This window comes from Hymenobacter properus (assembly GCF_015694735.1).
GTDB classification, from domain to species: Bacteria; Bacteroidota; Bacteroidia; order Cytophagales; family Hymenobacteraceae; genus Hymenobacter; species Hymenobacter properus.
The window spans coordinates 318,232-336,746 of the sequence record NZ_JADQDP010000001.1 but is presented as its reverse complement, the minus strand read 5'-3'; the positions used below and the strand labels follow the sequence as shown (position 1 = coordinate 336,746).

Here is an 18,515-nt window from a genome sequence, read left to right as displayed (position 1 = left end):
CCTGCCATGCAAGTCTATTCTTATCCCGACCCCAGCGCCTGGCCTGCCTTGCTACAGCGCCCCGCCGCGGCCGAAGCGCCGCAGGTGGCGGCCCGCGTGCGCGACATCTTTGCCCAGGTGCAAGCCGGCGGAGATGCTGCGTTACTTGCCCTGACTGCGCAATTCGATAAAGCAAGTCTCACCAGCGTGCGCGTGACGGAGGCAGAATTTGCGGCCGCTGCGGGGCAGGTGCCGGTAGAGCTACAGGCCGCCATTCGCCAAGCCAAGGCCAACATCGAAGCCTTTCACGCCGCCCAGCGCGAGCCCGAGTTGCGCGTCGAAACCATGCCGGGGGTGGCATGTGCCCGCCGCGCCGTGCCGGTGCAGCGCATAGGCCTCTACGTGCCGGGTGGCTCGGCTCCGCTGTTCAGCACCCTGCTCATGCTGGGCGTGCCCGCCCGTTTGGCCGGCTGCCCCGAAGTTGTGGTGTGCACGCCCCCGCAAGCCGACGGCACGGTGAGCCCGGTGATTCTGTTCGTAGCCCAGCTGCTGGGCATCGACAGCGTAGTGAAAGCAGGGGGCGCCCAAGCCGTGGCGGCCCTGGCTTTGGGCACGGCCAGCGTGCCTGCAGTAGATAAGATTTTCGGCCCTGGCAACCGCTACGTGACGGCCGCCAAGCAGTTGGCCGCGGCCGAGTACGGGGTAGCCATTGACATGCCCGCTGGCCCCTCGGAAGTACTCGTCATGGCCGACGAAAGTGCCAATCCGGTATTCGTGGCGGCCGACTTGCTTTCGCAAGCCGAGCACGGGCCCGATTCGCAGGTTATTCTGCTGAGCACTTCGCAGAAGTTAATTGAGCAGGTTCAGACTGAACTCGACCGTCAGCTCGCCGGGCTGCCGCGCCGCGCGGTAGCCGCCGAAGCGCTGGCCAACAGCCGGGCCATTCTGCTGCCTGATGCCCGGGCCATGCTGGCTTTTTCGAACAAATATGCCCCGGAGCATCTCATCCTGGCCACTGACGAGGCCGATGCCTGGGTGGGTGGCGTCACGAACGCGGGTTCGGTGTTTTTGGGCCACCTCACGCCGGAATCCGTGGGCGACTACGCCTCGGGTACCAACCACACTTTGCCTACCGGCGGCTATGCCCGGCAGTACAGCGGGGTGTCGCTCGATTCGTTCGTTAAAAAAATAACGTTTCAACGACTCACGTCCCAGGGCTTGAAAAGCTTAGCGCCGGTGGTTGAAACCATGGCAGAAGCCGAAGGGCTCTCGGCGCACGCCCGGGCCGTTAGCCTGCGACTCACCTCTATGGCCGACAACGTTGCCCCGGAAACAGATGCACCCAATACCGCTTCAGACGCATTGGCAGGCCTCATTCGCCCCAATGTGGAACGAATGCAGCCCTATTCCTCGGCCCGCGACGAATTTGAAGGCATGGCTCCGGTTATGCTCGATGCCAATGAAAACAGCCTGGGCTCCGTGGGCCCCGATGATTTCAGTCGCTACCCCGACCCACACCAGCGCGCCATCAAGGCCGACTTGGCCAAGTTAAAAGGCCTGACACCAGAGAATATTTTCCTCGGGAACGGTTCCGACGAAGCCATCGACCTGCTGGTACGCCTTACGTGTGTGCCCGGCCAGGACAGCATTGTGGTGTGCCCGCCCACCTATGGTATGTACGAGGTGGCAGCTAACCTGAACGATGTGCGCGTCGAGCGACTGCCGCTCACCCCCGACTTTCAGTTACCGGCCGATGCGGCGGCGCGGCTGGTCCAGTCCACAGCCAAGTTGCTTTTTCTGTGCTCGCCCAACAATCCCACGGGAAATCTGCTGGCTCAGGAAGCCATTGAAAGCATCCTGGCTTCTTTCAACGGCTTGGTAATTGTTGATGAAGCGTATGCCGACTTTGCCAATGCCCCCAGCTGGACCACGCGCCTGGCAGAGTTTCCCCGCCTGGTCGTACTCCAAACGTTTTCCAAGGCCTGGGGCCTGGCTGGCCTGCGGCTGGGCGTGGCGTATGCAGCACCCGTGCTCATTGCCTACCTCAACAAAATAAAGCCGCCTTACAACATTTCCGCGGCCACGCAGCAACACGCCTTGGCCGCCTTGGCCGCCGCCCCACAACTTTCGGAGCTGCGCGCCAAACTCCTGCGTGGTCGGGCTTTTCTGGCCGAGCACCTGCCTGCACTGCCCATTGTAGAGCACGTTTTTCCTTCGGACGCCAACTTTTTGCTCGTACGTTTCAACGTGGACGCCACCCGCGTATACGACCAGCTGCGTGCCCGCGGCATCGTGGTGCGCAATCGAACCAGCCAGCCCGGCTGTGCCGGCTGCTTGCGCCTCACCGTGGGCACCGACGCCGAAAACACCCGTTTGCTGCAAGCGCTGGCTGAGATAGGAGCAAAGCAGCCTGTTGAAAAGGCCCGCCAATAAACGCGCACTCCCCATTCGACTTTCGTCAACCGAAAACTTCATTGCATTGAAAAAGGCCCTTTTCATCGACCGCGACGGCACCATTCTCATCGAGCCACAGCCGAGCCAGCAGGTCGACAGCCTCGATAAATTTGCTTTCCTGCCCGGCTGCATCAGCGGACTGGCGCGCATTGCGCGCGAACTGCCGGAATACGAGTTGGTGCTTGTCACCAACCAAGACGGCTTGGGTACCACCAGCTTCCCCGAAGAAACGTTCTGGCCCGCCCACCGGCTCATGCAGGAGATTTTAGCCGGCGAGGGAATCCATTTCGCCGCCGAGCACATCGACCGTAGCTTTCCGCACGAAGGCTTGGCTACGCGCAAGCCCGGCCTCGGCCTGCTGGGCCGTTACCTTGACCCCGCCAACGAATACGACTTGGCCAATTCCTATGTCATCGGCGACCGCCTGACCGATGTAGAGTTGGCCGAGAATCTCGGGGCCCAAGCCATATTAATAGGAGAGGAGCCCAACGAACGCGCTGCTCTCGCCACGACCAGCTGGGACGATATATACCACTTCCTGCGTTACCCGGCCCGCGTGGCAACCATCGAGCGGAATACCAATGAAACACAGATTGCCATCCGGCTTAACTTGGATGGCACGGGAAAAACGGAAATAAAAACCGGACTGGGTTTTTTCGACCACATGCTCGAACAGCTAGGACGACACAGTGGAGTTGATTTGTCCATAAGTGTAAATGGTGATTTGCACATTGATGAACACCACACCGTTGAAGACACTGCATTGGCACTCGGTACGGCTTTCTCGCAAGCGTTGGGCGACAAACGTGGTCTGGCCCGCTACGGCTTCCTGTTGCCGATGGATGAAGCCTTGGCGCAGGCGGCCATCGACTTTTCAGGCCGGCCCTGGTTGGTGTGGGACGCAGAGTTTCGGCGTGAAAAGGTGGGGGATTTGCCGACGGAATTGTTCTTCCATTTCTTCAAATCATTTACCGATAACGCCCGTGCCACGCTCAATATCTCCTGCCAGGGCGACAATGAGCACCATAAAATTGAAGCCATTTTCAAAGCTGTGGCTAAAGCCATCAAGATGGCATTGCAACGCGAGGAATCTATGAGTATTCCCAGCACTAAAGGAATTCTTTAGTCAAATGTATAATAACATTTAGGCATCCTTTACTTATTGCACAAATGTATTGATAGGCTCTTATGCAAATAGCAGTAGTTGACTACAAAGGGGGAAACGTACAGTCCGTACTGTTTGCCTTAGAACGATTGGGAGCTAGCGCTACGCTCACCGCCGACCCGGAAACTTTGCGCAAGGCCGACAAGGTGTTGTTTCCAGGGGAAGGAGAAGCAGCATCGGCCATGCAGTCGCTGCGAGCCTCCGGCCTCGACCGGGTGCTACCCACCCTGACACAGCCTTTCCTGGGCATCTGCTTGGGCATGCAGCTACTCGGCGAACACAGCGAAGAAAACGACACCCCCTTGTTAGGGCTGCTGCCTTTTCGAGTACGCCGGTTTGTGCCCGATGCAGCCCATAAAGTGCCACACATGGGCTGGAATAATCTCCAGGCTTTACAAGGCCCCTTATTTGCAGGCCTGACGGAGGCCGACCACGTGTACTTCGTGCACAGCTATTATGCGCCGGTTGGGGCCTATACCACGGCCCAAGCAGCCCATCCAGCGCCCTTTAGCGCGGCGGTGCAGCACGGAAATTTCCATGGGGTGCAGTTCCACACGGAAAAAAGCGGCGCGGCCGGCACACGCATTCTGGCCAATTTTTTAAATCTTTAATCGCCTCTTAGGCTCTTCCCATTGGAAATAATTCCCGCGATTGATTTGCTGAACGGTCAGTGTGTGCGACTCAGCGCCGGTGATTTTGCCCGCCAAACCACCTACGACGCCGACCCCGTGGCTGTGGCGCAGCGCTTTGCCGACGCGGGCCTGCGCCGTCTGCACCTCGTCGATTTGGACGGGGCCCGGGCGGGGCGCCCGGTGAATTTATCCGTTTTGGAAGCCATTGCGCGCCAAACGTCCTTGGATATCGATGCCGGCGGCGGCATTCAGACCGACGCCGCCCTAGCGCAGGTGCTGGCGGCTGGGGCGGCGCACGCCACCGCGGGCAGCCTGGCGGTGCGCGAGCCTGCAACAGTGCAGGGCTGGCTGGCGCGCCACGGAGCTGGCACCATTTTTCTAGGTGCTGATTTCAAGGACGAGCACATAATGATTAACGCCTGGCTTGACCAAAGCACACTGACGCTGCGTGGTTTCATTGCCGATTTTTTGGCGGCTGGTGGCACCACGTTCATTTGCACCGATGTCAGCAAGGACGGGCTCTTGCAAGGGCCCGCGCTGGCCACCTACCAGGGGTTAATTGCAGCGTTTCCCGAGGCCCGGTTCATTGCCAGCGGTGGCGTCACCACCATCGCCGACCTCGAACGGCTGGCCGAGGCGGGCCTGCAGGGGGCCATCATCGGCAAGGCCCTCTACGAAGGCACAATTGCCCTGGCCGACTTGCGCCGTTTCCTCTAATTTTCACCCACCGGCTCGTATTCGGCCGGTTTGTTCTGTGCCGGCATGATTAAAAAGCGCTTGATACCTTGTCTTGACGTGCGCGATGGCCGCACCGTGAAAGGCATCCAGTTCGAAGGCCTGCGCGATGCGGGCGACCCTATTGCCCTGGCCGCGCGTTATGCCCAGGAGGGGGCCGACGAGTTGGTATTTCTTGACATTACGGCTACCAATCAGCGCCGCCAGCCGCTCACCGACCTAGTGCGGGAGGTGGCCCGTGTGCTTGACATTCCTTTCACCGTGGGCGGCGGCATCAGCAGTATCGCCGACGTGGAAGCCCTACTGCTGAGCGGGGCCGACAAAGTGTCCATTAACTCCGCTGCGCTGGCCCGGCCGGCTTTTATACGGGAATTGGCCCAGCGTTTCGGCTCGCAGTGCATTGTGGTGGCCGTTGATGCCCGGCTGGTGGAAGGCGAGTGGCAGGTGATGACGCGCGCCGGCACCCAGCCCACCGGCCGCGAGGCAGTGGCCTGGTGCCGCGAAGCCGCTGATTTGGGGGCCGGGGAACTGTTGCTCACTTCCATGAGCCACGACGGCACGAAAGCAGGATTTGCTTTGGATTTGACGCGTGCGGTGAGCGATGCTGTACCGGTGCCCGTCATTGCGTCGGGCGGTGCCGGACAACCCGCTGATTTTACCGCCGTGTTTGAAGCCGGAGGGGCTGATGCTGCTTTGGCTGCCAGTATTTTCCATTTCAACGAAACGGCTTTACCGACCCTTAAGCAATACCTGTACGACGCCGGCATTCCCGTTCGCCTCTAGGGTGGGCCCATTGCCTAATCCTGACAAGACAGCAAGTTTTCCGGCTACAATCCGTCAATTACAATCGAAGATGTCAAGTCTTTCAAACCAATCAGCTGAGCTTCAATTTGACCTCGCTACGGGCCTGGCTCCGGCGATTATTCAGGACGCCGACACCGGCCAGGTGCTGATGCTCGGCTACCTGAACCAGGAGGCCTGGGCGAAAACGCAGCGTGAGGGACGCGTCACTTTTTTTTCGCGCTCGAAAAACCGGCTCTGGACGAAAGGCGAATCCAGCGGCAATTTCCTGCAGGTGGTAAGCTCCCACGTTGATTGTGACGCCGACACGGTTTTAATTCGGGTGCTGCCGGCCGGGCCGACGTGCCACCGGGGTACGGTGAGTTGCTTCGTGCAGCCTGAAGAGAAAACTGCTCCTGCAGCGGCAGTTGGGTTTCTGGCCAGCCTGGAGCGGCTTATTAAAGAACGTAAGGAGTTCCCCGAGCAAGCACCCACATCCTACACAGTATCCCTCTTTAAAAAGGGCATGCCCAAAATTGCGCAAAAAGTAGGGGAGGAAGCCGTTGAAACGGTTATTGACGCCGTAGCCGGGCACCGCGACTCACTGCCAGGAGAAGTAGCCGATTTGCTGTATCACCTGCTCGTATTGCTGTCCGCTGCGGAACTGCCACTATCGGAAGTAATAGCTGTGTTGCAAGAGCGGCACAGGTTGCCCAATACGCGGCATCTGAACGAACAATGAAAGGCGAGCTACTGGTGAACGACCCGTAGCTCGCCGTGTGCTTATTGTTCTCTTGCTCTTATCTGCCTTCTGATTTTTTCCAGCAAGGCCTGGGCGATAATGATGTCGTCCTCCTCTAATACTGACAACGTAGTGTTCAAACCGGGGCCGCTGATTTGCAGCTGATAAACCGGGGCGTGGGTATTAGTTGAAACTGGTGGTTGAGAAAGTGGCTCAGTTCGTGTGGGAGATGTAGCTACCTCTTGCATTGCGGGCGCATGCGTAAGTGCCGCCGGGCTGCTGTACTCTTGTGCTAGGGGCGCATCGGTGGTTGCGTGGTCTGGCTCCTCGTTGTCGGAAAATAGGCCAAACAGGTTAGCTATTGCATCAGTCGTTGGCTTCCGGCCCGTTGGTGCATTTGCTGTTGGCGTATTGGGAAAGGAGTTATCGTAAGCGGGGCTGTCGGGGCTGGTTTCTTTAGCTGCTTCCCCATTTGTAGAAGCAAGAAGGCCTACACCCGGCTGTGCTGGAATGAAAGCCGATTGTGTTAGTACCGGCGAGGAGAGCTCGCGCCGGGGTTGTTGTTGGGTTGCGGCCGCATCTATGTCGGCCATGGTATTGCGGTCGTCAAGCAGGTTGACCATTCGGCAGCCATCCACAAAAGCTTTTGCTACTCCTTGGGCGTTGATTTCCTCTACGCCAAACTCGCGGATAAGCATGACGTCGAGCATTTGCACGGGTAGTTCACGCAGCCTGAATTTCCGGCATATCTGCGCAAACAGCGGGGGAGTTAAGAACGCTTCACGGTGAAAGAGTAATTCCTCCTTTTTGTCGTAGGCGTGTTTTATTCGCTTAAAGAGTGTAGTGGTGCTAAGCAGCTCTCGTTTGCTCGTGAGCAGTCCAAATTTCACTGCTGAGCCAATGATGGCTTTAAAAGACCCACTCACTTTGCGGTTGAGTTTGCGGGCCGCTGTTTCGATTTCGCACTTGCCACCGGTGTCGTCCACCACTTCGGCTAGTTCCCAGGCTCCGGCATATGAGGTACGAGGGTAATCAATGAGTTTAGGCATTCGTTAGGGTAAAAAAAAGTTTAAAAAATTTAAACATTTTATACTATTTAGTACTTACATTATAATCATTGTGTTTCGAGACAAATTCATTGAATAAGTATAGTTATAGTGAGAATGCATGACGATATGTAATTATATACTAAAGTTATAAGTCTTTGGTTAATTTGTGCTGCGAGGCATAAGAAGCTTAGTTTCTATGGTAGCTTAGGTTAAAGGTCAGCGCACAAGCAAGGTGATTACACAGTAAATAAGAGTACAAAAATCCTTCGAATTTATAAACTTTTTTTTACCTATTTTTGAAACATGACCTGTAGCTCTGCGACGCAACAGTATATACTTTATCAACCCATAACATGTTACCGAAACCATGGTAGTAAAAATAGGAGAGTAGCCCAGCCCTCAAACCCGTCATTAAAAAATCACTAAGACAAACAGCGAAACCAATACACTATACTTACAATATCATCAGCAAAGAATTTTTATTCCACAGGAGATTACACTGGAGCAAAAAATCAACACACCAGCAAATGAATGCAAACATTGCCACTAGTTATTAGGAGCCAAAAAATTGCCAGAATCGCAAGTCAAAATCAGCTCAACATAACACCGGTATTGAATTGGCTTGATAACTACATCAAAAACTTAGGAAACTAAAGGACTTCATGGAGCTCTACAATCCATGCAACTCTACATCCACCAGAATGGACCAGACACACCCTTAAAGAATTATAAAACCGACAACATATTCTTGTCTTATAATTTATATTATGTTAAATTGATTATGAAAAATATAAAAGAAATGGGCCCAACCACCATTGGCTGGGCCCTTCCCTTCTAAGACTCGGGAATCGTTTACTTCTTATTCAACTGCTCCAAACGCGCATTCAAACGCTCAGAGTCGGCGGTACGGCCCAAACGGAAGTACACCTTCTGCAATGACGAAAGCGAGTTGCGGTCCTGAGGCTGCAATTCCAAGGCTTTCTCAAAGTATGGCACCGACGCTTGGAAATACTTCTTGCCGTCAGCTTCCAACTTCTTACCAGTCGTCTGATACGACTTCAGGTCCATTTTGCTGGCCTTGGTGTAAGCTTCCGCGGCCTTATTGTAGTTGTAGACGCCTAGGTTGTACTGAGCATCAAAGTTATTGGGGTCCAACTCCACGGCTTTCTTGTAGTCAGCCAGAGCCAAATCATTTTTCTTCTGCTGGTCGTACATCGAACCACGCACCGCGTACAAGTTGGAGTTCGACGGGTCAGCCGCAATAGCCTTGCTGATTTTATCTAGAGCGTCGCTTCCCTTACCACTTGCCAAAGACAGGTTAAGGTCTTCAAGCATGAAGTTTTTATTGTTGGGATATGCTGCCAAAGCTTGCTGCAGCACTTTAGCGGCTTCGGCATCGTCTTTTTGCTGTTTTGCCATTTGGAAAAGGCGCGAATACAAAGTCGTGGACTTATAGTTCATGCCCAGCAACTGATTGTAGCTTGCCTTCGCTCCGGCATAATCCTGCTTTGCCTCATAGGCATAAGCCGAATACAGTACCGCAGTGGTATCCTGGGGCTTAATCTTAGATGCTAGCTTGTAGCTTTCGATAGCCTTGTCATAGTCTTTGGCGTTGTAGCTGTTCACGGCATCGTTGAAAGCGTGGCCATACAGATTATCCAGACGGGTAACAGCCTGCTTACCAAATTCACCGTCCTTGGTATCCAACTCGATGGTTTTGGCAAACGATTCATATGCCTTCTGTACCCCCTCGCCGGGCTGCAGCTGCTTGCTGTAAATCGGGCTTTCCATCATGCCCTGGTAAATTTCACCACGGGTATACCAGGTTTTGGCTTTGCCACTGGTTTTCTCGTTCACAATGGCCTTATCGATATCTGTACGGGCTTTGTCAAGCAGGCCGGAGCGCTGGTTGAGAATGGCGTTGGTAACTGCCGAAGTTTGAGCAGAAACAACAGCGGGTGCGCCTGCCAGCAGTGCTGCACCAACAGCGGCCATCAAAATAGTCTTCTTCATAAGTTTGGGAATGTGCTTGCTTTGCGGATGCCGTTAATTCACGAAATACACAAAAGGCGAAGCGAAAAAAAGAAACGGTTAGGGTGAGTGATAAGCTTGCCCAACGCGCCTCAAACCCCGAGGCCATGCATTGAGTTCGCCAAAAATAAACGGGGCAGCCCAAATGGACTGCCCCGCTCCTACTTCAGCAATTATGCCAAGTCTTCATCGTCATCGGCATCTTGCTCGTCATCAGCGTCGTCCTCGTCGGCATCATCCTCCAAGTCTTCATCGTCATCTAGCAAGTCGTCTTCGCCGCCATCGGCTAGGGCGTTCAGCACACCCTGGCTCCCATCTGCGGAGCCCACAGCATCGGTGGCCTCCAAAGCAGCTACGGCATTTTCGTCTTCTTTCTCTTCAGCTTGCACTTTGGCTACCGAAGAGATTTCGTCGTTACCGCTGATTTTAATCAACCGAACTCCTTGCGTAGCTCGACCAATAATGCGCAGGTCACTTACGCGCAGACGGATGGTGATGCCAGACTTATTAATAATCATCAAGTCGTCACCATCGTTTACATCCTTGATGGCCACCAGTTTACCGGTTTTATCGGTAATCTTCATGGCCTTCACCCCTTTTCCCCCTCGCTTGGTTACGCGGAAATCTTCTATTTCGCTGCGCTTGCCGAAGCCGTTCTCACTCACCACCAGCAGCTCCTGCGTGGGGTCGGCCACACAGACCATGCCCACTACGCGGTTGCCGGGCACATCTTCGAGACGAATGCCCCGCACGCCGGCAGCCGAGCGGCCCATGGAGCGGGCCTCGCTTTCATTGAAACGCACCGCACGGCCCGTGCGCGAGGCCAAAATCACCTCTGCGTTGGGCGTGAGCAGCTGCACATCCAGAATACGGTCGCCTTCGTTGATGGTGATGGCATTGATACCAGCCGAACGCGGGCGCGAATACGCTTCCAGTGGCGTCTTCTTCACTGTGCCCTGTTCGGTGCAGAACATCAGGTAAGTGTTTTCGAGGTAATCAGGGTCTTTCAGGCCACGCACGTTAAGCACAGAGCGCACCTTGTCTTCGCGCGGTATCTCGATGAGGTTCTGAATGGGCAAGCCTTTGGTGGCCTTCCCTCCTTCCGGCACCTCGTATACCTTCAGCCAGAACACCCGGCCCAGTTCCGTAAAGAACAGCAGGTATTCGTGCGTAGTAGCCACGAACAGGTGCTCCGTGAAGTCATCCTTCTTCGACAGGGCGCCGCGCGAACCTGCGCCGCCGCGGCCCTGGGCGCGATATTCGTCCAGGTTGGTGCGCTTGATGTAGCCCTCACGGCTGATGGTGATGACCATGGCCTCGTCCGCAATCATGTCCTCAGTCGAGAAATCACCACCTTGGTAGTTGATTTCCGTACGGCGGGCATCGCCATAACGCTCGCGGATGTCTTCCAGCTCGGTTTTGATAATGCCACGCTGCAGTTCTTCCGACTCCAGTACCGACTTCAGGTAGTCGATGAGCTTCATCAGCTCGTTGTACTCGGCCACGATTTTGTCGCGTTCCAGACCAGTGAGGCGCTGCAGACGCATGTCCAGAATGGCGCGGGCTTGCACTTCGCTCAGGGCGAAACGCTCGATGAGTTGGCCACGGGCTACCTCAGGGTCGCGCGAGCCGCGGATGAGGGCAATGACCTCGTCGAGGTGGTCGAGGGCAATGAGCAGGCCTTCCAAGATGTGGGCACGCTTTTGCGCTTCGGCCAGCTCGTACTTGGTGCGGCGCACGATAACCTCGCCGCGGTGTTCCACAAAGTACTGGATGAGCTGTTGGAGGTTCAGCGTCATGGGGCGGCCCTTTACCAGGCACACGTTGTTGACGCCGAACGAGCTTTGCAGCTGCGTGTACTTGAACAGGTTGTTGAGCACCACGCTGGGCATGGCGTCACGCTTGAGGTCGTACACGATGCGCATGCCGTCGCGGTCGGACTCGTCGCGCAGGTCCGAAATACCCTCGATTTTCTTCTCGTTGATGAGCGCAGCGGTTTTCTCAATCATCGACGCCTTGTTCACCATGTAGGGAATTTCGGTGACGACGATTTGCTCCTTGCCCGTCTTTGTGGTTTCGAAGGTGGCTTTGGCGCGCATTACCACGCGGCCACGGCCTGTTTCGAAGGCCTGCTTCACGCCCTCGTAGCCATAGATGATGCCGCCGGTGGGGAAATCCGGCGCTGTCACGTACTGCATCAACTCGGCCACCGTGATGTCCGGGTTGTCGAGGTAGGCAATGATACCGTTCACGACTTCGGTGAGGTTGTGCGGGGCCATGTTGGTGGCCATGCCCACGGCAATGCCCGACGTGCCGTTCACCAGCAGGTTGGGGAACTTGGCCGGCAACACGCTCGGCTCTTCGAGCGAGTCGTCGAAGTTGGGCTGGAAGTCCACCGTGTCCTTGTCGAGGTCGCCGAGCATTTCATCGGCGATGCGCTTGAGGCGGGCCTCGGTGTAGCGCATGGCCGCCGGCGAGTCGCCATCGACGGAGCCGAAGTTACCCTGGCCGTCCACGAGTGGGTAGCGCAGGCTCCAGCCCTGGGCCATACGCACCATGGTGTCGTACACCGAGGTATCGCCGTGCGGGTGGTATTTACCAAGTACTTCGCCCACGATACGGGCCGACTTCTTGTAGGATTTGTTGTAGCCCACGCCCAGCTCGCTCATGCCATAAAGCACGCGCCGGTGCACGGGCTTAAGGCCGTCGCGCACATCGGGCAGGGCCCGCGAGATGATAACCGACATCGAGTAGTCGATGTAGGCGCCCCGCATCTCGTCTTCGATGTTTATCGGAATGATTTTTTCGCCTTCAGCCATTGAGGGGGTTGATAGGCGACTCAAAAAATACCCTGAAAAGGTACCTAAAAGCCGCAGGGTGAATGGTTCTTTGTATGCGTGCGAAGATACGACAAAAAGGCCACAACGGCAAGCGCTGTGGCCTTTTTTGCGGGTTTGAGTAGGACTATTTCAACGTCTTGCTCTTATCCTGCGGATTCTTACCGGCTTTAGGATTATAGGTCTTAATTTTTTGCCCAATGGCCGGGTTTTGCATCTTCCATAAGGGTTGCCCGCGGTACTTTACGCCGCTGTGCATGTGCACCTTGCGGGTGTGGCACGACTCGATGGGGCACGTGCGGCAACTCGCGGCCCCCAACAGCAACAGGCAAATACTCAGGCGCAACGTCAGCTTCATGGCACAAAGGTAAGGATGACTATACGGGGGCCGGCAAAACCAGGCCGCTCTCCCCCATCAGGCCTGCCCTTCCCACTCAGCTAAAAAGCGGGTCACGAAGCCTTCCATATAGGCGTGACGCTCTTCGGCCACGGCGCGGGCGGCGGGCGTCTGCAGGCGGTTCTTGAGGTGCAGTAGCTTTTCGTAGAAGTGATTGATGGTGGGCGCGGTGCTCTTTTGGTAGCTGGCAAAGCTCTCGTGCGTGACGGGCGCCACTGCGGGGTCGTGCAGGGGCCGGCCTTTGTGGCCGCCGTAGGCAAAGGCCCGGGCAATGCCAACGGCCCCGATGGCATCGAGCCGGTCGGCGTCCTGCACCAGCGCCGCTTCCACCGACGAAACCGGCGTTTCCACGCCCAGGCCCTTGAAGGACACTTCGCGGATAATGGTTTCAACCTGGGTAATCAGCTCCTCCGGCGCATGCTGGCTGAGAAGCCAGGCGCGGGCGGCCCGGGGCCCGGCTTCGTAGTCTCCGCCGTGAAACTTCCAGTCGGCAATATCGTGCAACAGCGCGCCGAGCTCAGTTAATTGTTGGTTGGCTTCGGGAGAATTAGCGGCCAGTTGGCGCGCCATGAGCCACACGCGCCGGATATGGGCCCAGTCGTGCCCACTGCCCTCGTCGGCAAATTTTTGCTCAATGAACTGCGCGGTGGCGTTTACTAAATCCATGTGTTCGGTAGCTGCTAAAAAACCAGTTTTGGGAAGCAAGTTAGCACCCACTTAAGCCACAAAAATTCGGATTGTAGCTGCCAAAAGGCAACCGATTGGTGCCGAGGGTCGTTTCTTCGCACCTTCTTACAACGCCCGCGTATGCTGCTTCGCCCCCTCCTCTCTTTGGCCCTGCTGGCAGAGCTGGCCGTGCTGCCCCGGTTGGCTACGGCCCAAACTCCGGTTCCGACTGATACTACCCACAAGTACCAGAACCCGCCCGGGGCACTAGCCCCGCCCAAAAAATCGTTTTTCCGAAGCAAGGGGTTTCGCGCAACCATTATTCCCGCGGCATTGATTGGCTACGGCGCTAGCACCATTTACGGCAATGGACTCTACAGTTCCTACCAAGCCAAGCGTGCCATCAGAAGCGAATTCGGCACCTACCGCAACCACACCGACGACTACTTACAGTGGGCACCGTACCTGGAAATACCCGGCGTGCTGCTGGCTGGCGTCGAGTCGCGCAACGACCGACTCAATCTGGCCTTGGTGGTCGCCAAGAGCGAACTCATCATGCTCGGCTCGGTGTACATCGTAAAAACGCTCACCCACATTCAACGGCCCGACTCGTCGGACCACCTCTCCTTCCCGTCGGGCCATACGGCTCAGGCGTTTCTGGCGGCCAGCATCGTCCACGCAGAGTTTCGCGACAAGAGCCAATGGTACGGCGTGGGCGCCTACGCCCTGGCCACCAGCGTAGCCGCATTCCGAATGATAAACAACAAGCACTGGCAGTCCGACGTGGTGGCCGGCGCGGGCTTTGGCATTCTATCGGCGCACATGGCCTACCTCTCCCACCGCAACCGTTGGGGCCGCAAACCCGGCGGCCGCGGCATTGGTGAAACAAGCCTGCTACCCGTGTGGACGCCCACCGGTGGCATGGGCTTGTGCTTTAATTGGCGACCGAAGTAATACTACTTCAGGCCCCCACAACACTTATTGTTGCGTAAGCTCAGTATCAGTCGTTTCCGAATCTAGTTAGTTGCCGTAATGCTAGTCGTAGCCCCGAGGCGTCCGCGCAGCAAGTCGGCAGCGGCTTCCAGCAATGGCAGGTCAGCCGTGCGTTCTTGGCAGCGTTGCGTGTCGTAATGACAAAGCGTGCCTATTGGGCTGCCTGAAGCGTCGAGAATCGGTACTCCGCAATAGGAAACCACGGACGTATGGATTTGCTGCGCGGATGAGTCGGTGGACGCATCCTGAATTTCAAGTGGCGCCTGCTGCCGCCCAACGAGTGAACAGTACGTCACCGCCATCGGCACGTCGTCGCCCCGTTGCACGCTGGGCTCGTAACGGTCAAAGAGCGCCTCGTTGCGCAACATTTCCCCATCGAAGCGAAAGACGCCTGTGTAACGATGCGGGGTGCGGCTATTCAAATACTGCAAGGCCGCGTGGAGGCCATCAGTTCGCAGCAAAGTGCTGAACTCTTGAATTTCGGGCTGCATAAATGAAATAGCTATTGGTGTGAGGGATATTAGGTACACCCACGGGCACACCAAGCAAAGACCCCATGCAAACACGTCGTTCACATGGGGTCTCAATTACCTGGAGCCGCCTGTCGGACTCGAACCAACGACCCTCTGATTACAAGTCAGAAGCTCTACCAACTGAGCTAAGGCGGCGGGTTGGTGGTGCAAAAGTAGCCTATCAACAGCCTTCCGCCAACGGTGCGCTTTGATTTATTGAAAAAAAGCGCCCCGGCGAGCAATTCACCGGGGCGCTTTGCGTGTAAGCCAAAGGATTACCTGACTTAGCTACGAATCATTTTCAGCTGCTTCTTGAGCGCATCAATGCGCTTCTGCCCCTCGGCGATGCGGCCCTGGTACTCCTCACGCAGCTGGCTTGCATTCTTAGAGCGAGCAAAGAAGTCGAGGTTGGTTTGCAGGGTGGCGGCGTCGTTTTCCAGCTCGTTGATTTCCTTGCGCAGGGCCATTTCCTTGCGCGTGAGCTGCTGCTGGGCGTGCGGACGGGCCTTGAGACGGGCCACCTCAGTTTGGAACAGCAGGTTAGAACGGTCTTCGTAGCTCAGGCCGGGCACCTGGTCGAGATATTTGCCCAGGAGCTTCAGCAACTGGTCTTCGCTGGCGTCGCCGGTGCCGCGGTTGGGCTCGGCATCGTTGGCGTCGAAAGCCGTCGACCAGTCGGTCAGGATGGCGCGGAAGCCTTCTAGGGTGCCGGGATTATCCGCGCCGAGAGCGTTCACCTGCTCGCCAATCTGGGCAAGGTGAGCCGTCTGCTCAGCCGAAGCCTGCTGCGCTTTCTCCTCGCGCTGACGGAACTCCTGCTTGGGACGCTCAAATACGGCATCGCAGGCAGCACGGAAGCGGTGCCACAGCTTGTCGGCCAGCTTATCGGGCACGCGGCCCACTTCCTTCCACTCCTTTTGCACCCGGATAATGGTCTGGCGGGCGGCGTCCTGGTCGGGGTTGTTCTGGGCTTCCTCGGCCTGGTCGATAAGGGCCTGCTTGGCCTTCACGTTGGCCGATTTCTCGTTGTCGAGCGACTTGAAGAAATCATTCTTACGGTTGAAGAAAGCCTTATAGGCGGCCCAGTACTGCTTGTTCAGGGCATCGGCCTGGGCGCGGGGCACGAGGCCAGCGGCTTCCCACTCGGCTTTGATTTCCTGCAGCTCGTCGGTTTTCGAGCGCCACAGGTTCACACGGTCGGTATCGAAGGTAGCGAAGGGCAGCACACGCTCGAGCAGGGCCTGCTTCACCACAAGGTTGGCTTTCTCCTGGGTCGAGCGTTGGTCCACGAACTCCTTACGGCGCTGGTGCAGCACGTCGGAAGCGGCAATGAAGCGCTGCCACAGCGGCTCGCGCTGGTCGTTCGGCACAGGGCCAATGTTCTTCCAGTCTTCGTGCAGCTTGGTCAGCTCGTCGAGGGCTTTGTTGATGCCGGGGGCATCAGCCAGGGCCTCGGCGCGCTTGATGAGGGCTTCTTTGGCTTCCTGGTTGCGGCGGCGGTCCAGGTCCTTCATTTGCAGGAACTGGCCCTGCTTGCTGTAGTAAATGTCGAGCAGGCCGTGGTAGGTGTCCCAGATGGACTGGCTGTCGGTCTGGGGCACGGCGCCGGTGGCTTTCCACTCGGCTTGCAGGGCTTTAAGCTTGGCCGAGCTGTCCTTGGTTTCGGCCGCTTCCACGAGGCCGCGGAGCTGGTCGAGCAGGGCGCGCTTTTTGGTGAGGTTGTCGGCGCGGCTGGCGTCCTCGGCTTTGGCATCCTTGGCGCGGTTCTCGCGGAATTCCTGCAGGGCCTTGTTCAGCTCCTGCTGGCCCTCGGGCTGCTGGAAGGCAAACGCCTCCGCGCCTTCACCGCCTTCGGCAAATTTCTGGCGAGCGGCGGTGCGGGCCAGGCCCACATTGGCTTCGTACTGGCGGGTGAGGTCCTGAATCTGCTTGCGGTTGCGTCGTGCATCGGGCCGGCGCAGCAAGCCTACCAGGTACGAAGCCTGAGCCGGCAGGTCAAGGGTAGTAAAATCCGGGGCGGGCGTTTCGGGTACGTAAGTTTCTTCGCCTTCGCTTTGCCCGGTGGGCTCCTCTCCTGCTTCAATGGCGGCCACGTTGGCCGGGGCAGCATTCAGCGGAGTTTCTTCCGACGTGGTGATGTGGGCCACACCCTGGGGAGCATTTTCCAACTCCTCGGCTGAATGCAGTGCCACCGTGGGCACAGCAGGAGCAGTCTCTTCCACCGTCGCGGGCTCGCCCGTACCGCTAAGGCTGGTTTCGGGGTCAGCAATAGGTGCAGGAGCAGCACTGGCAATTTGTTCCTGAGCGGGCAATGCCTCGGGCTGGGGCGTTTCGACCACGCTGGAGGTCATGTCGGCGCCGTAGTGGGCCACGGCCCGGGCCTGGGGAGCCGACATGTCGCTGCCGTCCACGGATACCTCATTGGGCACGTGCTGCGCGGTTTCTTCGGCGGCTTTAGCCTCGGGCGTGCCGGGAGCGGGCGCGCTGGCGGGGGCCGGCGCGGCGGGCGCATCAGCAGGGGCCTCGGCCGTACCGGCGCCGGCAGGCTGGTTGGCGGGGAGCTCGGGGGTGCCCTGCGCGGGCAGCTCCGTTTGGCCGCCGGCCGCGTCGCCAGGTGCGTCGGCTCCAGCCGAACGGCTTTGAATTTCAGCCAGGCGGCGTTGCAAAATGGACATCCGGTCTTCGGCAGACGCGTCGGGGCCGCCGGCTTGCGGGGCAGTGGGGTTTTCTTCAGCAGCCATAAATCTTCGTAAAAGCCAGCCCTGTGCTATAGGGCCAGAGGAGCGCGCAAAAAAAGTAGAAACAAAAAGGAAAATATTATCCGCCTACCGGTATCAATTCAGGCGGGGGTCGACGGGGTAGTTGGCCAAAACCTTGAACCGCCCGCCTTTCTCCCGCAGAATATCGCGCCAGAAGGCATCCGATGCCAAAGTAAACACTTTCCCGGCGCTTGCGGGGTGTCGTATCCAACTCTGGCCTTGCAATTCGCCGGCCAGCTGGCCGGCCGACCAACCCGAATAGCCTGCAAAGAGGCGAATTTCATCGGCCGTAACGGCGCCGCTCCCCAACAGGCCCAGCAGCAGCTCAAAGTCGCCGCCCCAGTACACGTCCTGGCCTAAGTCCTGCGCGCCGGGCAAATCGGCGCGGCGATGCAGGTAGTGTAGGGTGTTTGGCTCAACGGGGCCGCCCATGTAAAGAGGCAGGTCGCCGGCCGCTGTGGCGAGGTGCGTGGGCAAGTCTAGCACATCCCCGAGGGTGAGGTTGGTGAGGCGGTTCAGCACAAGGCCAAATGAGCCATCCTCGGGCTCGTCGCGGCAAAGAAGCACCACGCTACGTTCAAAATTGGGGTCGCCCAGAAAGGGCTGAGAGATGAGCAAGGTTCCTGGGCGCATAAGAAGAAAGTCAGGAGGAAGAGAATAAGTGGGGCACCATGGCCTTTGGAGAAGGCACCCGGCCGGAGCGCCTTCGGCGGCGGTAGTAACTTGCGGCGCCAACACCGCCCGGCTATGGCCCAGCCGGGTTAAATAAGACTATAGGCCGGTT

The 18,515-nt window shown here is 57.5% G+C and carries 15 protein-coding genes and 1 tRNA gene; 7 read left to right on the top strand and 9 right to left on the bottom strand.

From position 1 onward, the window contains the following. The first annotated feature begins 6 nt into the window (after window positions 1-6). The 6 genes from hisD (at window position 7) to hisIE (ending at window position 6,487) form a co-directional block, all read left to right on the top strand. Window positions 7-2,412, top strand: a complete 2,406-nt coding sequence (hisD, locus tag I2I01_RS23480) for a histidinol dehydrogenase (RefSeq protein ID WP_211537761.1) — start codon at window positions 7-9, stop codon at window positions 2,410-2,412. A 46-nt stretch (window positions 2,413-2,458) separates the two neighbouring features. Beyond that, window positions 2,459-3,559, top strand: coding sequence for a bifunctional histidinol-phosphatase/imidazoleglycerol-phosphate dehydratase HisB (gene hisB / locus I2I01_RS01515; protein WP_196284655.1), 1,101 nt, complete (start codon window positions 2,459-2,461; stop codon window positions 3,557-3,559). A gap of 62 nt (window positions 3,560-3,621) precedes the next feature. Continuing rightward, on the top strand, window positions 3,622-4,209 hold the full coding sequence (hisH, locus tag I2I01_RS01510) for an imidazole glycerol phosphate synthase subunit HisH (RefSeq protein WP_196284654.1): 588 nt from the start codon (window positions 3,622-3,624) through the stop codon (window positions 4,207-4,209). Window positions 4,210-4,230: 21 nt separating this feature from the next. Continuing rightward, entirely contained in the window at window positions 4,231-4,947 is a 717-nt protein-coding gene (locus I2I01_RS01505; protein ID WP_196284653.1) for a 1-(5-phosphoribosyl)-5-[(5-phosphoribosylamino)methylideneamino]imidazole-4-carboxamide isomerase, read from the top strand. Window positions 4,948-4,992: 45 nt separating this feature from the next. Next, window positions 4,993-5,748, top strand: coding sequence for an imidazole glycerol phosphate synthase subunit HisF (gene hisF / locus I2I01_RS01500; protein ID WP_196284652.1), 756 nt, complete (start codon window positions 4,993-4,995; stop codon window positions 5,746-5,748). Between the two features lie 70 nt (window positions 5,749-5,818). Continuing rightward, window positions 5,819-6,487 (top strand): bifunctional phosphoribosyl-AMP cyclohydrolase/phosphoribosyl-ATP diphosphatase HisIE, encoded by a 669-nt coding sequence (hisIE, locus tag I2I01_RS01495; RefSeq protein WP_196285544.1) that lies wholly within the window; start codon window positions 5,819-5,821, stop codon window positions 6,485-6,487. Window positions 6,488-6,528: 41 nt separating this feature from the next. Here the strand turns inward: hisIE and I2I01_RS01490 are convergent, their stop codons facing one another. The 5 genes from I2I01_RS01490 to I2I01_RS01470 all read right to left on the bottom strand — a co-directional run bounded on the left by I2I01_RS01490 (window position 6,529) and on the right by I2I01_RS01470 (window position 13,467). Further along, a complete protein-coding gene (locus I2I01_RS01490) occupies window positions 6,529-7,536 on the bottom strand; it encodes a hypothetical protein (RefSeq protein ID WP_196284651.1) in 1,008 nt (335 codons plus the stop codon). Window positions 7,537-8,388: 852 nt separating this feature from the next. Next, window positions 8,389-9,549: a tetratricopeptide repeat protein gene (locus I2I01_RS01485; protein WP_196284650.1), complete on the bottom strand. Its 1,161-nt coding sequence runs from the start codon at window positions 9,547-9,549 to the stop codon at window positions 8,389-8,391. Window positions 9,550-9,740: 191 nt separating this feature from the next. After that, window positions 9,741-12,386, bottom strand: coding sequence for a DNA gyrase subunit A (gene gyrA / locus I2I01_RS01480; RefSeq protein WP_196284649.1), 2,646 nt, complete (start codon window positions 12,384-12,386; stop codon window positions 9,741-9,743). Between the two features lie 145 nt (window positions 12,387-12,531). After that, on the bottom strand, window positions 12,532-12,762 hold the full coding sequence (locus tag I2I01_RS01475; RefSeq protein ID WP_196284648.1) for a hypothetical protein: 231 nt from the start codon (window positions 12,760-12,762) through the stop codon (window positions 12,532-12,534). A gap of 57 nt (window positions 12,763-12,819) precedes the next feature. Then, entirely contained in the window at window positions 12,820-13,467 is a 648-nt protein-coding gene (locus tag I2I01_RS01470) for an HD domain-containing protein (protein WP_196284647.1), read from the bottom strand. Between the two features lie 141 nt (window positions 13,468-13,608). Between I2I01_RS01470 and I2I01_RS01465 the strand changes: the two genes are divergently transcribed. Beyond that, a complete protein-coding gene (locus tag I2I01_RS01465; RefSeq protein ID WP_196284646.1) occupies window positions 13,609-14,421 on the top strand; it encodes a phosphatase PAP2 family protein in 813 nt (270 codons plus the stop codon). A 62-nt stretch (window positions 14,422-14,483) separates the two neighbouring features. On the opposite strand, the gene I2I01_RS01460 is transcribed toward I2I01_RS01465, so the two are convergent. The 4 genes from I2I01_RS01460 to I2I01_RS01445 all read right to left on the bottom strand — a co-directional run bounded on the left by I2I01_RS01460 (window position 14,484) and on the right by I2I01_RS01445 (window position 18,364). Next, the gene (locus I2I01_RS01460; protein WP_196284645.1) at window positions 14,484-14,951 is read right to left on the bottom strand and encodes a hypothetical protein; all 468 of its coding nucleotides are present in this window, start codon (window positions 14,949-14,951) and stop codon (window positions 14,484-14,486) included. Between the two features lie 101 nt (window positions 14,952-15,052). After that, window positions 15,053-15,128, bottom strand: a tRNA-Thr gene (locus tag I2I01_RS01455). Window positions 15,129-15,256: 128 nt separating this feature from the next. Then, the gene (locus I2I01_RS01450) at window positions 15,257-17,713 is read right to left on the bottom strand and encodes a DUF349 domain-containing protein (protein ID WP_196284644.1); all 2,457 of its coding nucleotides are present in this window, start codon (window positions 17,711-17,713) and stop codon (window positions 15,257-15,259) included. 93 nt (window positions 17,714-17,806) lie between these two features. After that, entirely contained in the window at window positions 17,807-18,364 is a 558-nt protein-coding gene (locus I2I01_RS01445) for a YqgE/AlgH family protein (RefSeq protein ID WP_196284643.1), read from the bottom strand. Window positions 18,365-18,515 lie beyond the last annotated feature (151 nt).